Annotated in this window: 13 protein-coding genes; 9 read left to right on the top strand and 4 right to left on the bottom strand. The window is 69.5% G+C overall.

The genetic code is table 11. From position 1 onward, the window contains the following. Positions 1–3 precede the first annotated feature (3 nt). Positions 4–2781, bottom strand: a complete 2778-nt coding sequence (locus AC07NG_RS08340) for a TonB-dependent receptor plug domain-containing protein (protein WP_494593260.1) — start codon at positions 2779–2781, stop codon at positions 4–6. Positions 2782–2902: 121 nt separating this feature from the next. On the opposite strand from AC07NG_RS08340, the gene AC07NG_RS08335 reads away from it, so the two are divergent. The 9 genes from AC07NG_RS08335 (at position 2903) to AC07NG_RS08295 (ending at position 11566) form a co-directional block, all read left to right on the top strand. Beyond that, the gene (locus AC07NG_RS08335; RefSeq protein WP_110121948.1) at positions 2903–3574 is read left to right on the top strand and encodes a response regulator; all 672 of its coding nucleotides are present in this window, start codon (positions 2903–2905) and stop codon (positions 3572–3574) included. Further along, a complete protein-coding gene (locus AC07NG_RS08330; RefSeq protein ID WP_494593257.1) occupies positions 3571–5070 on the top strand; it encodes an ATP-binding protein in 1500 nt (499 codons plus the stop codon). The genes AC07NG_RS08335 and AC07NG_RS08330 overlap by 4 nt, the downstream gene beginning before the upstream one ends. Before the next feature lie 83 nt (positions 5071–5153). After that, on the top strand, positions 5154–5372 hold the full coding sequence (locus AC07NG_RS08325; protein ID WP_110121947.1) for a hypothetical protein: 219 nt from the start codon (positions 5154–5156) through the stop codon (positions 5370–5372). Between the two features lie 70 nt (positions 5373–5442). Then, positions 5443–7722, top strand: coding sequence for a DNA topoisomerase IV subunit A (gene parC / locus AC07NG_RS08320; RefSeq protein ID WP_492856082.1), 2280 nt, complete (start codon positions 5443–5445; stop codon positions 7720–7722). 86 nt (positions 7723–7808) lie between these two features. Further along, positions 7809–9224, top strand: a complete 1416-nt coding sequence (locus AC07NG_RS08315; protein ID WP_494593254.1) for a serine hydrolase domain-containing protein — start codon at positions 7809–7811, stop codon at positions 9222–9224. A gap of 95 nt (positions 9225–9319) precedes the next feature. Further along, entirely contained in the window at positions 9320–9574 is a 255-nt protein-coding gene (locus AC07NG_RS08310) for a DUF3297 family protein (RefSeq protein ID WP_110121943.1), read from the top strand. Positions 9575–9605: 31 nt separating this feature from the next. Beyond that, positions 9606–9845: a hypothetical protein gene (locus AC07NG_RS08305; protein ID WP_492856093.1), complete on the top strand. Its 240-nt coding sequence runs from the start codon at positions 9606–9608 to the stop codon at positions 9843–9845. 82 nt (positions 9846–9927) lie between these two features. Next, positions 9928–10821, top strand: a complete 894-nt coding sequence (locus AC07NG_RS08300) for a hypothetical protein (protein ID WP_494593252.1) — start codon at positions 9928–9930, stop codon at positions 10819–10821. A gap of 214 nt (positions 10822–11035) precedes the next feature. Continuing rightward, the gene (locus AC07NG_RS08295; RefSeq protein WP_487288194.1) at positions 11036–11566 is read left to right on the top strand and encodes a MarR family winged helix-turn-helix transcriptional regulator; all 531 of its coding nucleotides are present in this window, start codon (positions 11036–11038) and stop codon (positions 11564–11566) included. Here AC07NG_RS08295 and AC07NG_RS08290 read toward each other — a convergent pair. The 3 genes from AC07NG_RS08290 to AC07NG_RS08280 all read right to left on the bottom strand — a co-directional run bounded on the left by AC07NG_RS08290 (position 11515) and on the right by AC07NG_RS08280 (position 17006). Further along, positions 11515–12552, bottom strand: coding sequence for a P1 family peptidase (locus AC07NG_RS08290; protein WP_494593250.1), 1038 nt, complete (start codon positions 12550–12552; stop codon positions 11515–11517). The two genes, AC07NG_RS08295 and AC07NG_RS08290, sit on opposite strands and share 52 nt — an antisense overlap. A 16-nt stretch (positions 12553–12568) precedes the next feature. Beyond that, positions 12569–13549, bottom strand: coding sequence for a sensor histidine kinase (locus AC07NG_RS08285; protein ID WP_494593248.1), 981 nt, complete (start codon positions 13547–13549; stop codon positions 12569–12571). Positions 13550–13724: 175 nt separating this feature from the next. Beyond that, positions 13725–17006 (bottom strand): TonB-dependent receptor, encoded by a 3282-nt coding sequence (locus tag AC07NG_RS08280; protein WP_494593246.1) that lies wholly within the window; start codon positions 17004–17006, stop codon positions 13725–13727. Between the last annotated feature and the right edge of the window lie 278 nt (positions 17007–17284).

Below are 17284 nucleotides of genomic sequence, written 5' to 3'. Positions count from 1 at the left end.
GTCTTAGAAGAACACCTTGCGGACGCTCAGCTTCACGCTGCGGCCGATGGGGTCGAGATAGTCTTCCTGGTAGCTGGTCGGGATCTCGCCCGTGGCGTCACGCACGGTCTGCTTCTCGTCGAACAGGTTGGTGATCCCGAAGGTCACCCGCGTGCCGCGCAGCACCGGATACTTGGCGACCAGTTCGCGCCGGGCGCCGAGATTGGCGAACAGGCGCAGGTTCACGGTCGTCAGGTCGGAGAACTTCAGCGTGCCGGTCGAACTGCCGGTCGTGCCGCCGTCGACCTCGGTGGCCTGCCGCCAGTTGGCGGTCAGGCGCGCGCCCATGCCTTGCTTGGTGAAGCCGACCTGGGCCTCGACCTCGTTGCGGGGCGTGCCGCCGCTGCTGCCGATGGCGTCGCCGTCCAGCAGGTCGAGCGGGGCTCCGCCGTCATAGATGTAGATCCGCTCGCGCAGGCGCACGGTGTGGAACAGGGCCAGTTGCAGGCGCGCGGCGCCGAGGCCGCCGCCCCCTGGGCCGCCCGGCCCGCCGGGACCGCCGAAGCCGCCGCCCGGTCCGCCGCCGAAGCCGCCCGGACCACGATCGCCGCCGCCGGGACCCCGGTCGCCGCCGCTGGACGCTTGGTCGCCGGTGGTGCGGGTCTGGTCGGACGAGGGCTGGGCGTTGGCGTTGTCGCCGCCGCTGCGCTGCTCGCCGCCCTGGCGCTGGAGGCCTTGCAGCAGGTCCATGCCGGGAGGCTGCGCGCCGTCGGCCGTCTGGGTCTGGCCCTGAGCAGGCTGAGCCTGGGCCGTCTGCCCCTGACCCTGACCCTGACCTTGGCGGCCCTGGCCGTCCTGGCCCTGGCGCTCACGCCAGCGCTGCATCTCTTCCGGCGTCGGGGTGGGGCGCGGCGGGGTCTTGCCGATCTGGTGCGAGTAGTTGAAGCCCCAGCGGATCTGCTCGCTCTCGCGCTTGGCGTAGTTCACCGGGCGGGCGTCGATGCGGATCAACGTGCCGTCGCCGTCGCGGAAGAACCGGTCGGGGAAGGCCGCCTCGGTCGCCGCCGTGGCGCTGGGGAACGACGAGATCGGATTGTCGATGCGGGTGCGCGTGTAGTTGGCGTTGACTGACAGGCCGTCGATCTGCGGCGGCTTCACCGTGACGCCGAACTTCAGGACGTTGCGCTCTTCGGACTTCAGGTCGGGATTGCCGCCGCTGACGCGGGTGATCTCGACGCTCTCGCCGTTGACGTAGTCGAACACCTGCACGCCCGAGGTCGTGACCTGGGCGCCGCCCAGTTGCGACATGCTGGGGGCGTTCTCCTGGCGGGTTCCCGAGACGATGAAGCTGACCGGCTTGATCGGCGACCAGTTCAGGCCGCCGCCGATCGTGCTCAGGGTCCCGAAGTCCGACAGCTGGTTCACGGCCAGGTTCAGGTTGGCCGACAGGTCGCCGACCTTGGCCATGAAGTTGTTCTTCCGGCTGGTGATCGGCACGTCGAAGCTGACCTGGGCGTTGGCCGTGCCGCGCGACAGGTCGGCTTCGCTCTCGACCCCGAGACGGCGCGACCAGGAGTCCACCCAGGCGCCTTCAGCGCCTAACTTGACCGTCGAGGAGATGTCGCCGCCCGGCAGGCGATACAGTGCGCCGTTCATCACCAGCTGGGTGTTCACCGTGTCGTTGATCGAGTGGGCGGTGTTGCGCTGGAAGCTGCCGGTCGGCAGGTCGGCATAGGGATCGAAGGTCGGATCCAGGGCGGCCAGCCGCTGGTTCAGGTCAACGACGCTGGCGTCGCGGTCGCTGGAGGTGCGGCTTTCGTCGTGGTCGTAGTTGCCGGTCAGGTTCCAGCGCCACGACTTCATCGACCCGTCCAGGGTGAAGCCGCCGTGGGCGTTCCACGAGCGGTTCCACTGCTCCATGGCGCCGAGGTCGGCGACATAGCGATAGAGGGTGGAGTCGCCGGCGTAGAACGGGCTGGTCGTGGGGATGTTCAGCCGGGCCTTGGACAGGCCCTGCAGCGACTGGCTCTGGTCGTAGGACAGGCTGCCGTTGACCGTGGCCGAGACGCCGTTGTCGAGCACGCGGTTGTAGACGGTGTTGTGCGACAGGCTGTCGGTGCGCGGCTTCAGCGTGCGGTAGGGCGAGACGTCGCCGTCATAGCGCTGGTCGGTCTCGGTCGGTTCGAGGTCGCGGTCGCTTTCCAGCAGCTTGTCGCTGTGGCTGTACTTGAAGGCGCTGTTCAGGCGGCCCTGGCGGTTGAGGCGCAGGGTGCTGGACTCGAATTGCTCGGTGGTCTGGCCGCCGTCGGTGGGGCCGGCCAGGCTGACCTCGCCGGTGCGGGCGCGGAAGCGCTGGCGCAGCACGACGTTGACCACCTTCTGGTCGGCCGAATAGCCGTACTTCAGAGCCACTTCCTCGGGCAGGATCTCGACCCGCTGGATGGCTTCGGTGGGGATGTCGCGGATCTCGCCCATGCCGGAGATGCGGCGGCCGTTCAGCAGTACGACGGGCGAGCCGCCGCTGGCGCTGGTGGTCTGGGCCGACAGTTCCGACAGCAGCTCGGTCACCGAGCTGACTCCGAGGGAGCGGACGTCGGCGGCGGTGAAGGTTTCTTCCGGCTGGATGTCGCCCAGCACCGCGCCGTACTGGCGCTGACCGGTGACGACGATGCCCTCGACCTCGACGTCCTCGGCCTCCTGGGCGACCTGGCGCGTCTGGGCGGGCTTGGCGGCTTCCTGCGCGTACAGCATCGACGGCGTGATGCAGCCCAGAAGGCCCAGCAGGGCCATCTTCCTCGTCATTTCCTATATCCCCACGGCTCGGCCGAATCCCTCAACCGTGCCTCTCTAACGCACTCAACCCCGACACAGCCTGAACGAAGTGGTTCAGGTTCGGTTTGGGTTCATCGGCTAAGGATGGGGGATGCGCATCCTGTTGGTCGAAGACGACGCGCCGCTGGCCGAAAGCATCGCCCAAGCCCTGCGCGAAGAGCAGTTCGCCGTCGATATCGCCGCCGACGGCGAGACCGGCGCGCACCTGGGCTCGACCGAAACCTACGCCGCCGCCGTGCTCGATCTGGGCCTGCCCAAGCAGGACGGCCTGTCGGTGCTGCGGTCGTGGCGCGAGCAGAACCGGCCGCTGCCGGTGCTGATCCTCACCGCCCGCTACGGCTGGACCGAGAAGGTCGAGGGCTTCAAGGCCGGGGCCGACGACTACCTGACCAAGCCCTTCCGGGTGGAGGAGCTGGTCATGCGCCTGCGCGCCCTGGTGCGCCGCGCCGCCGGCCACCACGGCCCGAAGATCGCCTGCGGGCGGCTGACCTACGACGCCCAGCTGGGCGGGTTCGAGTTCGACGGCATGCCGCTGAAGCTGACCAGCTTCGAGTGGCGGGTGCTGTCGTGCCTGATCCTGCGCAAGGAGGTGGTGGTCGAGCGGATGGATATCCTCGAACAGGCCTATGAGGGCGACGCTGGCGGCGACTCCAACTCGCTGGAGGTCATCGTCGGCCGGCTGCGGCGCAAGATCGGCCACGAGATGATCGAGACCGTGCGCGGCCGCGGCTATCGCCTGACCGCCGGGGGCGAGCCGTCGTGATCACTTCCTTGACCTCGATCCGCGCCCGGCTGCTGATCAGCGGCGTGCTGTTCACCATCCTGGCGGTGGTGCTGGCGGCCCTGACCATCCAGCCGACCCTCGACCAGTTCGTCCGCCGCAGCGTCGACGCCAGCCTGGAGTCGCAGATCTCGGTGCTGGCCCGCGCGGTGAAGACCGACGGCACGCTCGATCAGGACCGCATCCAGTCGGTCGGCCCGTTCGTGCGGCGCGGTGCGGGCTGGGCTTGGGTGGTCAAGGGACCGGCCGGGACGCTGCGCTCGCAGACCGTCGCGATGATGGATCCGCGCCAGAGCGGCGGCCCATCGCCATGGCCCAAGGCCGAAGGGCCTCGCCCCGATCGCGATCGTGATCGCCCGCAGGGAGGGCCGGGGTCGCAGGGCGAGCGTCCGCAAGGAGAGCGCCCCCAAGGAGAGCATTCGGCGCGCGACGCCCATCTCGAAAAGCCGCCGACCGGTCCGCTGAAGGAGTCGCGCCGCTGGCGCTCGCGCAGCGGCTGGAACGAGAGCTTCTATTTCCGCACCCTGACGGTGAACTCCAGCCGCGGCCCGGTGGTGATCACCGCCGGCGCGCCACGCTACATCCGCGACCGCATGCGCGACGAGGGGCTGCGGCCGCTGCTGCTGTCGCTGTCGGTGCTGGGCGTTGGCCTGTTGGCGGCGATGATCGGCCAGCTGGAGCTGGGCCTGCGGCCGCTGCGCAAGCTCGGCGCGTCTCTGGCCGCCGTGCGGGCCGGCGAGCAGCAGCGCATCGAGGATCGCCAGCCCAAGGAGCTGGAGCCGGTGGTCGCCGAGCTGAACGCCTTGCTCGACCACAACGAGGCGGCCCTGGCCAAGGCGCGCAGCCATGTCTCCAACCTGGCCCACGGCCTGAAGACCCCGCTGGCGACGCTGGCGGTGCGGCTGGCTGAGCCAGGGCGCGATCCTGACGGCAGCCTGGCCAGCCTGATCGCCCAGATCGACGGCGCGATCGGCCACCACCTGGGCCGCGCCCGCGCCGCCTCGCCGGGGGCGCCGGGCCGTCCGGCCCTGCACGTCAGGCCGCGCCTGGAGGACCTGGTCGCGGCCCTGTCGCGCATCCACGCCGCCGCCGGCGTGCGGGCCGAACTCGACATCCCCGAGGATCTCTTCGTGGCCTGCGATCCGCAGGACTTCGACGAGATGACCGGCAACCTGCTCGACAACGCCTGGAAGTTCGCCGAGCGGACCGTGCGGGTGAGCGCCAGCCGCGACGGGGGCAGGGCGGTGCTGGTCATCGACGACGACGGCCCCGGCCTGACCGACGAGGCGGCCGCCGCCGCCCTGGTGCCGGGCAGCCGTCTCGACGAGCGGGGCGCCGGGCACGGTTTTGGCCTGCCGATCGCCCTGGAGCTGGCCGAGCTGCACGACGGGGCCCTGACCCTGGGGCGCGCCCCGATCGGCGGCCTGCGCGCCACCCTGGCCCTGCCGGCGCGCGCCGGCGAAACCGCCGAAAGCTGACGCGCCGATCCCAATCCCGTGATCGGTCGGCCAGGCGACTAACAAGCGCCTTCGATCTGCTACGCTTGGGGCGAGGGCTGTTGATGAAAACCTACACGTTCGTCTGTCTGGCCGCGAACCAGGTCGCCACGGCCGTTGATATCCAGGACCTGGACGAGGGCGCCTATCGCCGGCACGCCCTATCGCTGCTGCGCGACCATGGCAGCGCCCAGGCCGTCGAGGTGTGGCGCGACGAGGCGGTGATCGACCTCGTCGAGCGAGCCGGAGCCGTTCTCGGGGCGCCGGCGGCTGTTAGCTCGTAAAAAGCCCCCACGCGCCTCGAATCGAGCGGCCGACATCTGCTAGGCTGGCGGGCCGAAACGAATCTGATTGATGAACAAGCCCGTCACTCCTCCCCCCGGCGGTCCCGGCGACGGCGACCGCATCCTCGAAGAGCCGCTGACCGAGGCGCTGTCCAAGCGCTACTTGGCCTATGCGCTGTCGACCATCGGCTCGCGGGCTCTGCCCGACGTGCGCGACGGCATGAAGCCGGTGCACCGGCGCGTGCTCTACGCCATGAGCAACATGCGCCTGAACCCGGAGTCCGCCGCGCGCAAGTGCGCCAAGGTGGTCGGCGAGGTGATGGGTAACTTCCACCCGCACGGCGACCAGTCGATCTACGACGCCCTGGTGCGCCTGGCCCAGGACTTCTCCCAGCGCATCCCGCTGGTCGAAGGGCAGGGCAATTTCGGCAATATCGACGGCGATAACGCCGCGGCCATGCGTTACACCGAATGCAAGATGACGGCGGCCGCGACGCTGCTGCTCGACGGCATCGACGAGGACGCGGTCGACTTCCGGCCCACCTATGACGGCCAGGACGAGGAGCCGGTGGTCCTGCCGTCGGGCTTCCCGAACCTGCTGGCCAACGGCTCGGCCGGCATCGCCGTCGGCATGGCCACCTCGATCCCGCCGCACAACCCGGCCGAGCTGATCGACGCCTGCCTGCTGCTGCTGTCCAATCCCGAGGCCACGACCGCCGACATCCTCGAGCGCGTGCCGGGGCCGGACTTCCCGACCGGCGGCGTCATCGTCGAGCCGGCCGCGTCCCTGCTGGAAACCTACGAGACCGGCCGCGGCGGCGTTCGCACCCGCGCCAAGTGGGAGAAGGAAGAGACCGGCCGCGGCACCTACCAGATCGTCGTCACCGAGATCCCGTATCAGGTGAAGAAGTCGGATCTGGTCGAGCAGCTGGCCGACCTGATCGAGAGCAAGAAGGCCGCCCTCCTGGGCGACGTCCGCGACGAGAGCGCCGAGGACATCCGCCTGGTGCTCGAGCCGAAGTCCAAGAACGTCGAGCCCGAAGTGCTGATGGAGAGCCTGTTCAAGCTCTCGGCGCTGGAAAGCCGGTTCTCGGTCAACATCAACGTGCTGGACGCGCGCGGCACGCCGGGCGTCATGGGCATCAAGCAGGCCCTGATGGCCTTCCTGGCCCACCGCCGCGAGGTGCTGACCCGCCGGGCCCGCCACCGCCTGGCCAAGATCGAAGCCCGCCTGCACATCCTCGACGGTTTGCTGATCGCCTACCTCAATCTCGACGAGGTGATCCGCATCGTCCGCTACGAGGAAAAGCCGAAGGAAAAGCTGATCGAGACCTTCGGGCTCTCGGACATCCAGGCCGACGCCATCCTCAACACCCGCCTGCGCCAACTGGCCAAGCTGGAGGAGATGGAGATCCGCCGCGAGCACGCCGAACTGGTGGAAGAGCGCGACGGCATCCTGGCCATGCTGGCCAGCGACAAGAAGCAGTGGGACCTCGTCGGCACGGGTCTGCGCCAGGTGCGCGCCACCCTGCTGAAGATCAAGCACCCGCTGGACAAGCCGCGCCCGACCGGGGTGACCGGCCGCTCGGTGTTCGACGTGGCCCCGGTGGTTGACGCCGACGCCGCCATCGAGGCGATGATCGTCCGCGAGCCGATCACCATCATCCTGTCCGAGCGCGGCTGGATCCGCGCCGCCAAGGGCAGGATCGAGGATCCGTCGGAGCTGAAGTTCAAGGAAGGCGACAAGCTCGGCTTCCTGGTGCCGGCCGAGACCACCGACAAGCTCCTGCTGTTCACCTCGGACGGCCGGTTCTTCACGCTCGGCTGCGCCAACCTGCCGTCGGCGCGGGGTCATGGCGAGCCGGTGCGGATGATGATCGAGCTGGACGACAAGGTGAAGATCATCGACGTCTTCCCGTTCAAGGCCGGCCGCAAGCGCATCCTGGCCTCCAAGCAGGGCTACGGCTTCCTGCTGCCGGAGGAGGAGGCCCTGGCCAACCGCAAGGCGGGCAAGCAGGTGCTGACGGTCGACGCCTCGGGCGCGGCCTTCTGCCTGGAAGCGGTGGGCGACCAGTTCGCCGTGATCGGCGACAACGGCAAGATCCTGATCTTCCCGCTGGAAGAGCTGCCGGAGATGCCGCGCGGCAAGGGCGTCAAGCTGCAGGCCTACCGCGAGGGCGGCTTGCGCGACGGCTTGTCGTTCAACGCCGAGACGGGCGGCTTCTGGATCGACTCGGCCCTGCGCCGCCGTGACTGGGCCGACTGGCAGACCTTCGTCGGCCGCCGGGCCGGCGCCGGCAAGCTGGCGCCCAAGGGCTTCCCGACGTCCAAGCGGTTCAAGCCCAAGTAGGCTTGAGTGATGTGATATGGGCGAGGGCGTAGCGCGCGTAGGTAGGCGCCATGCTCTCGCCAACCACCTGTGAGATAAGTCGACTTATGAGCTTGTGGCGCAAGTCCGTCGGAGCCCTGGCCGGGTTCCTGGGTCTGGCCGCCGCCCATCCCGGGGTGGCGGGCGGCTTGCCGCGCGCCAAGCCCGAGGCCGCGGGCTTCTCGTCGGAGAAGCTCAAGCGCGTCGACGAGACCATGCAGCGCCTGGTCGATCAGGGGCAGATCGCCGGCGGCGTGACCCTGCTGGCCCGCCACGGCAAGATCGTCAGCGAGCAGACCTTCGGCAAGCGCGCGCTGGAAGACGCCCAGCCGATGCCGGCCGACGCCATCTTCCGCATCCGCTCGGAGACCAAGCCGGTCACGGGCGTGGCCATGCTGATCCTCTACGACGAGGGCCGCTGGAAGCTGGACGACCCGGTCACCAAGTTCATTCCCGAGTTCGAAAACCTGCGCGTCGCCAACGGCGTCGACGCCAGCGGCCGGCCGGTCCTGTCGCCGCTCAGCCGCCCGCCGACCATGCGCGAGCTGATGACCCACACGGCCGGCTTCGCCTACGGCATCGCCGACGATCCGGGCAGCCTCGCCGACCAGGCCTATTATCGGGCGGGCGTGCTGCAGTCGGACTCGCTGTTCTCGATGGTGCAGAAGATCTCGAGCCTGCCGATGTACTCGGAGCCGGGCAAGCTGTGGCGCTACAGCGTCGCGGCCGACATCCAGGGCCTGATCATCGAGCGCCTGTCGGGGCAGGCCCTGCCGGAGTTCATGCGCCAGCGGATCTTCAGGCCGCTGAAGATGAGGGACACCGCCTTCTGGACGCCGCCCGACAAGCTGGCGCGATTGGCGGCGATCTATGACACCGACCCCGTCACCGGCAAGCTGACGCCCGCCGTCGAGGGCGGCTGGCGCGACGTCTCCCGGCCGCCGCTGGCGCCGTCGGGGGGAGGGGGCCTGCTGTCCACCGCCCAGGACTTCGCCCGCTTCGCCCAGATGATCCTCAACGGCGGCGACCTGGAGGGCGTGCGCATCCTCGAGCCGGAGACGGTGGCGATGATGCGGCTGAACCACCTGCCGCCCAGCTTCCAGGTCACCACCGACGGCACCTCCGGCGTGCTCAAGCCCGGCCAGCAGAAGGCGTTCCCTTTCGCGCTGGGCATGGGCTACGGCATCGACGTGGCGGTGGCGGTCGATCCGGCCGCCTCGGGCGCGCCGGTCGGACCCGGCACGATCAGCTGGGGCGGCAGCGCCGGCACCTGGTTCTGGATCGACCCGGCCAACGACCTTTTCTTCATCGGCATGATCCAGCGCCTGGGCGGGGTGGGACCTGGTCTCGACGCCGAGACCCGCAAGTGGGTCTATCACGCCCTGGAGAGGCCGCCGGTGCGCCAGGCGGCGAACACGCCGTCCAAGGTTCCGGCCGCCCCGTCGAAGGGGCCGCCGACCGGCCGGGCGCCGGCCTCGCGCTGAGGCCTTCGCCCCAACCGCTTGGTTTTCCCGCCTTTCCTCGCTATCACGCCCGCTTCGGCGAGCCCGCTCGCCTCCAGACTTCGAAAGCCGATCCGATGAGCGATACGCCCCCCGACCGCCTGTCCGCCAATCCCGACAGCCCCTTCTACGACGCCGCCGCCATGGAGCGGGGCGTGGGCGTGCGCTTCAAGGGCGTCGAGAAGAACAATGTCGACGAATACTGCGTCAGCGAAGGCTGGGTGCGGGTGACCGCCGGCAAGACCGTCGATCGCAAGGGCAACGCCATGACCATCAAGCTGCAAGGCGAGGTCGTGCCGTACTTCCGCGACCTCGAAGCCCCGTCCGAGTAGGACGCTGGTGAGCGATCCCGATCTCCAGGCCATGGCCGACGACGAGCTGTCGCGGGCCATGACCCTGAGCTGGCGCGACCTGTCGAAGGTGATTCCCTGGGGAGACACCTTCGAGGGCCTCTCGCCGGCCGGTCGCAACGTCGAGGTCGAGCGGAACTACCTCTGGGCCGCCCAGGAAGGCGGCGACATCCTGTGCGAGGTCGCCGTCTACGGCGGCGAGAGCCGCTATGACCAGGGCGCCCGCGCCCGAGGCGTGATTTCCCGCCGCTGAACCCAACCTTCGCCGTGCAAGCGTCGCGCGCATGCGTTAACCATAACGGTGCTCGTCGAATGGCGCTTGCGGGAGGGGTGGGGTGTATCAATCCGAGTTTCCGGTCGAGACGCCGGTCCCGATCTTCGATCCGACCCTGCTGGCCGGCATCGTCCTGATCGCGCTCGCGGTCGCCGCCCTGGCCTATTGCGCGGGGCGCTTCACGGGTCGCAAGGGCCGGGACGAGCGCTGGCGCGACGTGCCCAAGACCATTCACAAGGCGATCCTGGCCCGCTGCGTGGCCGCCACCAGCGCGCCGACGGGCGAGCTGCTGCGCCGCGCCGAGGAGCTGGTCGCCGAGGTCGACGCCCGGGTCGGGGCGCTGATCGAGTTCGGGGCCAGCGGCAAGGCCCTCAAGGCGCTGGGCAAGGCCTGCGTCGGCGAGTTTCCCAAGCCCGAGGTCAAGGCCGAGCACAAGCCGAAACCCAAGCCCAAGGTCTGCACCTGCGGCGGTCAGGCCGGCCATGACGAGGCCAAGGCCGGCCACGATCCGCACGCCAAGCCGCACGAGCCGGCGACGGCCTGCAGGGCGCCCGCGCCCTGCCAGTGCGTGGTCTGCTGCGCGCCGGTCACCATCGGCGGCCTGGCCTTGGCGACGCCGCAGGTGAAGATCAGCAGCAAGCAGACCGTGATCATCAACGCCGCCGCCAGCCCGGCCCAGGCCGCCGCGCCGCACCGCTGCACCTGCGGGGCCGACGCCCACGGCAAGGACCACGACGATCACGAGCACGACGAGGACAAGCCCGAGCCGCCGCTGGAGTGGAACGAGCACATGCGCCGCCTGCGCCTGGTGGTGGTCGAGTTCGCCGACGTCTGGAACAGCCCCGACAACCTGCGCCTGCTCGAACGCTGCCAGAAACAGCTGACCCACACCGAGCCGGCCCCGAAGTCCGCTCACGGACACGACGACGGCCATGGGGGCGGTCACGGCCACTGAACGGCGCCGCTTGGTTGGGCGCGATTAGGTGCGTATGCTCACGGCAAGGGCGAAATACCCGGTTTCCGCCACAGTCGAGGGCGGACGATTGAGAGCGTTTCCATCGCGGCGCCAGATCGATCGGCGCTCGCGGTGTGTCGCCAGAGCGTGATTCGGCGTAGAGACGGCTCCGTCTTCGCGGGCCGCGGGCCGAAGCAGGAGGAAAGGAATAGGCATGGCCGCGACGGTCTCATCCCTGACGCCGGGTTCGCCGGACGCCGCCAGTGAGCAGTTGTCGCTCTCGGACTACGTGCCGTACCGCCTGGCCACGGCCTCCAGCGCCGTCAGCCGCCTGATCGCCCGCGCCTACGAAGACCGCTTCGGCCTGTCGATCCCGCAGTGGCGGCTGATGTCGACCCTGATCGAGGGGCCGCTGACCCAGCACCAGGCCGTGGCGCGCACCGCCATGGACAAGGTCCGCGTCAGCCGCGCCGCCCAGGACCTGGTCGAGCGCCGCCTGGTGGCCCGCATCACCAACCGCACCGACCGCCGCTCGCACACGCTGGAACTGACCGCCGCCGGCCGTCGCCTGTTCGCCGAGATCCGTCCCCTGGCCCTGGCCTATGAGGCGGCGCTGCTGGCGGGCCTGGCTCCCGGCGAGGTGGCGACCCTGAAGCGCCTGATGGGCCGCCTGGAAGCCGCCGCCGTGCAGCTCTACGGCGCCGATGCGCCGCCCGACGCCGCCGCGCCGCCCGTCGAGGACTGAGCCTCGAAGACGCCGCGGGCGATGGCCCGCGCCAGGGTGTCGGCCGCCGCCGAGCCCAGCCGGGCCAGCGCCATGGCGCGCCCGGGACCGTCTCCCAGCGCCCGGGCGCCCGAGGCCAGGGCGAAGACCACGTCGCCGTCGAAGGGCGTGTGGACGGGGCGGATGGCCCGCGCCAGCCCGTCCTGCGCCATCATGGCCAGCCGGGTGCATTCGGCGGTCGTCAGGTCGGCGGTGACCGCGACCACGGCCAGGGTGGTGTTGGCGCCCTGCGTCAGCCGTCCCAGCGCCGCCAGCTTGGAATCGTCCGGGATCGGCTCGACCTCGGTCGGAGCGTCGGGCGCGGGGCGGGCGCCGCCGAACTCGCCGTCGATCTCCCAGGGCCAGGCCCAGAAGGTCTCGCCGTCGGCCATCCGTACAGAGCCGACCGGATTGACGGCCGCCAGGGCGCCGACCACCAGGCCGTCTCCCAGGTCGAGCGAGGCGCTGCCGATGCCGCCCTTGGAGAGGCCCGCCATCGCCCCGACGCCCGCGCCGACCGAGCCCAGGGCGAAGTCCTCACTCGCGGCGGCGGCGGCCTCGATGCCCAGCCAGCGGTAGGGCGGATCCAGACCCCAGTCCTTGTCGCCGCCGTTGCCCAGGTCGTGCAGCACGGCCGCCGGCACGATCGGGATGGCCGGCGAGGTCGGGGCCAGGCGGATGCCGCGTCCGGCCGCCGACAGGGCCGCCACCACGCCGTCGGCCGCGCCCAGGCCGAAGACCGAGCCGCCCGACAGGCAGATCGCGTGGGCCTTGCTGAAGTTGTTCTCCGGCTTCAGCACGTCGATCTCGCGCGTGCCGGGCCCGCCGCCGCGCACGTCGACGCCGGCCGTCCAGGCCTCGGGGCAGAGCAGGGCGGTGACGCCGGAGCGCACGGTCTCGTCCTGGGCGTGGCCCACCGTCAGGCCCGCGACGTCGGTGATCAGATTGCGCGGACCGGGACGGGGCATGGGGCTGAACTCCGCTCTAGGCGGCGGTAGGCGTATAGGTGAGGCGGCAGACGGTCCAGCCGTCGACGCGGGCCATGGTGAAGGCGCCGCCGAGTTGCCGGGCCATGGCGTGGACGATGCGCAGGCCCAGGCTCTGGGACTTGGCCGGCTCGAAGCCGTCCGGCGGGCCGGCGCCGTTGTCGCGGATGGTCAGCACGTGGTCGGCGCCGTCCTGTTCCAGGGCCACGACGATGCGGCCGTCCGAACCGGACGCGAAGGCGTGCTCCAGGGCGTTGTTGAAGCACTCCAGCATGACCAGGGTGACGGGCGTGGCCTGTTCGGGATGCAGGGCCGTCTCGCCGCCCTCGACCCGCACGCCGTGGCGGGCGCCGGCCGCTTGCCCTGCGTCGTCGAGCAGGGCCTCGGCGAAGGACCGGAAGGGCGTCGGCTCGCCGGTCTGGTCGTGAAGCTGGCGCTGGATCTTGGCGATGGTCTCGATGCGGCCGCCGGCCTCGGTCAGGGCGTGGCGGGCGTCCTCGTCCTTCACGCCCGACGATTGCAGGCGCAGCAGGGCGCCGACCACCTGGATGTTGTTGCTCACCCGATGGTGCATCTCGCGATAGAGCAGGTCGCGGCTGCGGGCCAGGTCGGCCAGGCTTTCGCGCTCGATCGCCAGCTTGCGCATCGTCTGGCGCATGCCGTCGATGAAGAAGATGTCGACCGCCGTGACGAAGACGTAGAACGAGATCGCCACCATGGTCGCGAAGTCGAACCGGAAGCCGTTGTACGGCGGGATGAAGAAGTACCAGGCCGCCAGGCCCGACAGGGTCGCGCACAGGATCGCCGGGCCGCGGCCGGCGAAATAGGCGGTCAGCACGATGGCCGGGAAGAAGGTCAGGTACGGAAAGCCGGGCGGGAACCAGCTGTTCAGGGCCAGGCGCACGAAGAAAGCGGCCGCGGCGGCGGCGACCGCCAAGGCATAGCGCAAAGCGATCGAGGACGAGCCCACGCGCGACATGATTTTCGAAAAGGCCCCGACTCGTACGGCGTCGAAAGCTCACGTCGCCGTTGCCGGAACTATTTCCTAAAACAACTTTCGGGTCACGCAAATCCCGACCGCCATGGTCCGAATACGGAAAGGCCCGCTCGTCTGGCGACGGGCGGGCCCTGCGTGATCATCCTTGGGTGGAGGATCAGAACTTCTTGCTGGCGTTCAGGTACCAGTAGCGGCCGGTCGAGTTGGCCAGCGAGCCGTAGTAGCCGAAGTTCGACGAGTTCAGCGGCGGATCCTTGTCGGCGATGTTGCGCACGCCGACGCGGAAGGTCGTGCCGTCCATGCGGCCGCCGCTCTTGAAGGCGTACTGGCCGTAGAGGCTGACCGTGGTCCAGTCGTCGACCTCGTAGTAGCGGCCGTTCACCTGGGTCACGCCGGTGTCGTAGACCGAACCGACGTAGTTGACGAAGGCGCCGGCGCCCCAGCCGTTCTTGCGCCAGGTCATGCTGACGCTGCCGCGGAACTCGGGATTGCCGTCCAGGCGGATCTGGCTGCCGGCGCTGGAGATCGTCAGGCCCGACAGCGTGCCGTCGGCGACGGCCTTCATCAGGATCTGCTCGATCGGGCTGGCGGCCTGGTCGTACTTGGTCAGCTTGGCCACGTTGACGGTGACGCCGAAGTCGCCCCAGGGGGTGTCGTCCAGGTCGTAGTCGAGGCTGAAGTCGACGCCCTGCAGAACCCGCGGCTGCAGGTTCATGTAGGTGTCGTTGATGTAGGAGATCGTGCCGACGGTGTTGGTGCCGGTCGCGGCCTCACGCACCACGTTGGGGTTCGAGCTGCCCTGCAGGCGCAGCAGGTAGTCGTAGGCGATCTGGTTGTAGCCGCCCAGGATGCCGATGACGTTCTTTTCGCGGATCGACCAGAAGTCGGTGGTCAGGGTGACCTTGCCGAACTCAAGCGGGATGAAGCGCGGCTGGTAGACGAAGCCGATCGAGGCGTTGTCGGCTTCTTCCGGCTTCAGGTCCTTGTTGCCGATGCGCACTTCCAGCGTGCTGGCGCTGGAGCAGGTGACGGCGTTGATCCGGCAGGCGGCGTAGTCGGTGCGGCTGTTCGAGACGGTCGCGCCTTCGCTGTAGAACTGCGGCAGGTTCGGCGCGCGGAAGCTCTGCGACACCGAGGTGCGGAACGACAGGCCTTGGCCGACCTTCCACAGCAGGGCGCCCTTGGGCTTCAGCACGTTGCCGAAGTCGGAATAGTACTCGTCGCGGGCGGCGAGCTGCAGGGTCACTTCCTCGACGAACGGGATGTTCATGTCCGACGAGATGATCGGCACGGCCAGTTCGCCGAAGATCGACGAGATCTGGCGGTGGGCCGAGACGTCCGGAGCCGCCGAAGCGCCCATGACGTCGCTGCCGTAGGTCACGCCCGTCACCGAGTTGGTGTAGGTGATCGTGCCGTCCATGCGGTCGTCGCGGTCGTCGCTGAAGGTCTCGCGACGCCATTCGGCGCCCAGGGCCACGCCGACGTCGCCGCCGGGCAGGCTGAACAGGTCGGCCTTGTTGACCTTGAAGTCGGCCAGGGCCAGCGAGGTCTTGCTGATGCGGTAGACGTCGATCAGGAACGAGTTGATCGTCGCCTTGCTGTTGGGCGTGCCGTCCTCACCCGAATAGTTGGTCAGCGAGCCGCCGTTGAACGGGTTGTAGGCGGTGGAGTCCGTGCGGTTCACCGCCGCCTGGAAGAGCGTGTTGCTGATGGCGTTGTGGGTGGCGTCCTTGGTGTTGGCCTCGGAATACAGCAGCGCCGATTCCCACTTCCAGCCGTTCCACTTGCCCTTCACGCCGCCCAGCAGGCGGAAGTTGTTGTCGGTGACGGTGTAGGTGCGCGGACCCGCGTCGACCGGACGATAGGTGGTGATGTTCATCGCCAGGCCCGTGGTCGGCACGCCCGTCAGGCCCGAGAGCCGGTTGGGGTTGGCCGAGCCGTCGCTGAGCGTGGTCGGGCCAAAGGGGTTCCAGTAGGCGTTGGCCGCGATGCTGATCGGGGCCGACGACAGCGGGGCCGACTGCTCGCGCTGGCCGGTGAACAGGGCGTGGTAGAAGCCGGCTTCGCCGAACAGGGTCAGGCCGTTGTCCAGGTCCTTCTCGGCGGTCGAGAACAGGTTGGTGCGCTCCAGCCCGCCCTTGAGGGTGCGCTGGGTGTTCTCGTCGTAGCGCAGCACGCGGTCGTTGGTGCCGGTGATGGTGCCCGACTTGATGCAGATGTCGCCGCTGAGCGTGGCGCTGCTGCAGCCGGCGGCGGTGTTGGACACCGGCTCGATGTGGAACACGCCCGACGAGGTCAGGGCCGTGCCGTTCTGGCGGACCACCGTCGACGACGGGATCACCGTGAACGAACCCCAGGGGCTGGAGGTCGAGCGGTTGTCGAAGCTGGTCGAGCCGGCGAACAGCTCGTCATCGATCTGCCAGCGGTGATCTTCGCTGGCGGCGTAGTCGCGCTCGGTGGCCATCATCCGGCTGTGAGCGGTGTAGTTGCCGAAGAAGGTCAGGCGCGTGCCGTCTTCCAGGCGCGTACCGGCCTTCACGTTGAACGAGCCTTCGCGATAGCCGGTGCCTTCCGAGCCGCCGACCTGGCTTTCGATCTTCAGGCCGCGGAACTTGGTGTCGAGCACGGTGTTGACCACGCCGGCCACGGCGTCGGTGCCGTAGATGGCCGCCGCGCCGTCGCGCAGCACTTCGACGCGCTTCACGCCCGAGACGGGCAGGGCGTTGGTGTTGGCCGTCTGCACCGGAACGAAGTTCTCGGTCTGGGTGCCGGGGTGCAGCACCAGGCGGCGACCGTTCAGCAGCATCAGGGTGTTGCCGGTGCCCAGGTTGCGCAGGTTGATCGACGAGACGTCGCCGCGGGCGTCGTTGAGGTTGCCGGTGGTGCGGGCTTCCTGGAACTGGACGTCGCCGGCCTGCGGGATCGAGCGGAACAGTTCGTCGCCCGACACGGCGCCGGTGGCGACGATCTCGGCCTCGCCGACCACGGTCACCGGCAGGGCTTCGGTGGTCTTGGCGCCTTCGATCTGGCTGCCGACGACGACGATGGCTTCGACTTCGGCGACTTCTTCGGGAGCCGCTTCAGTCGCGGCGGCTTCCGACTGGGGGCGGGCGGCCGGGGCGGCGCGCAGGGTGATGGTCTTGCCGTCGTCCGAGGCGACGACCAGGCCGGCGGCTTCGGCCAGGCGCTTGAGCGCCTCGGCGTCCGGCAGTTCGCCGGTCACGGCCGGGGTCTTGCGGCCGGCGGCGGCCTCGTACGGGAACAGGACCTGCTTGCCGGTCTGCTTGGCGTAGGTCTGCAGGGCCGAGACGGCGTCCTGCGGCGGGATGTTGAAGGTGTGGCGCGAGCCCTGGGCGGCGGCCTGACCGGCGATGGTCAGGACGGCGGCCGAGGCCAGCAGCAGGCCGCGGACGGTCCGGCGGCGTTGATCGGTACGCATGGACAAGATCTCGAGTCCCCTTTGTCCGCCGCGCCCCCTCGACGCGACGTTCTTACCGGCTTCGACGGGGGGCGTTACGGAAACCTCCAGTCGGCGCGTAAAATTTGTGGCGGAGGTGTGACGGGTGTGGCGGATGGGCAACGTTGAGGGCGCGCGACCTCGTCCTCACGCGGTGATCCGCTGAGCTGATGAAGGAGAGCGGAGCGCCCGGGCGACGCCCGGAGGTGTTGTTGTGTGTACCGTTTCGACGAAGCCTAGGCGCTCCGCGCGGTCGTTGG

The sequence above is a fragment of the Caulobacter sp. GW821-FHT10C03 genome, assembly GCF_059415485.1.
The sequence above is the reverse complement of the archived record's forward strand: the minus strand, read 5'-3'. Positions and strand labels throughout refer to the sequence as shown.

Bases quoted from the DNA above. Each gene is read 5' to 3' on its own strand.
- AC07NG_RS08340 (WP_494593260.1), bottom strand. From the start codon at position 2,781: ATGACGAGGAAGATGGCCCTGCTGGGCCTTCTGGGCTGCATCACGCCG.
- AC07NG_RS08335 (WP_110121948.1), top strand. From the start codon at position 2,903: ATGCGCATCCTGTTGGTCGAAGACGACGCGCCGCTGGCCGAAAGCATC.
- AC07NG_RS08325 (WP_110121947.1), top strand. From the start codon at position 5,154: ATGAAAACCTACACGTTCGTCTGTCTGGCCGCGAACCAGGTCGCCACG.
- parC (WP_492856082.1), top strand. From the start codon at position 5,443: ATGAACAAGCCCGTCACTCCTCCCCCCGGCGGTCCCGGCGACGGCGAC.
- AC07NG_RS08315 (WP_494593254.1), top strand. From the start codon at position 7,809: ATGAGCTTGTGGCGCAAGTCCGTCGGAGCCCTGGCCGGGTTCCTGGGT.
- AC07NG_RS08310 (WP_110121943.1), top strand. From the start codon at position 9,320: ATGAGCGATACGCCCCCCGACCGCCTGTCCGCCAATCCCGACAGCCCC.
- AC07NG_RS08305 (WP_492856093.1), top strand. From the start codon at position 9,606: ATGGCCGACGACGAGCTGTCGCGGGCCATGACCCTGAGCTGGCGCGAC.
- AC07NG_RS08295 (WP_487288194.1), top strand. From the start codon at position 11,036: ATGGCCGCGACGGTCTCATCCCTGACGCCGGGTTCGCCGGACGCCGCC.
- AC07NG_RS08290 (WP_494593250.1), bottom strand. From the start codon at position 12,552: ATGCCCCGTCCCGGTCCGCGCAATCTGATCACCGACGTCGCGGGCCTG.
- AC07NG_RS08285 (WP_494593248.1), bottom strand. From the start codon at position 13,549: ATGTCGCGCGTGGGCTCGTCCTCGATCGCTTTGCGCTATGCCTTGGCG.
- AC07NG_RS08280 (WP_494593246.1), bottom strand. From the start codon at position 17,006: ATGCGTACCGATCAACGCCGCCGGACCGTCCGCGGCCTGCTGCTGGCC.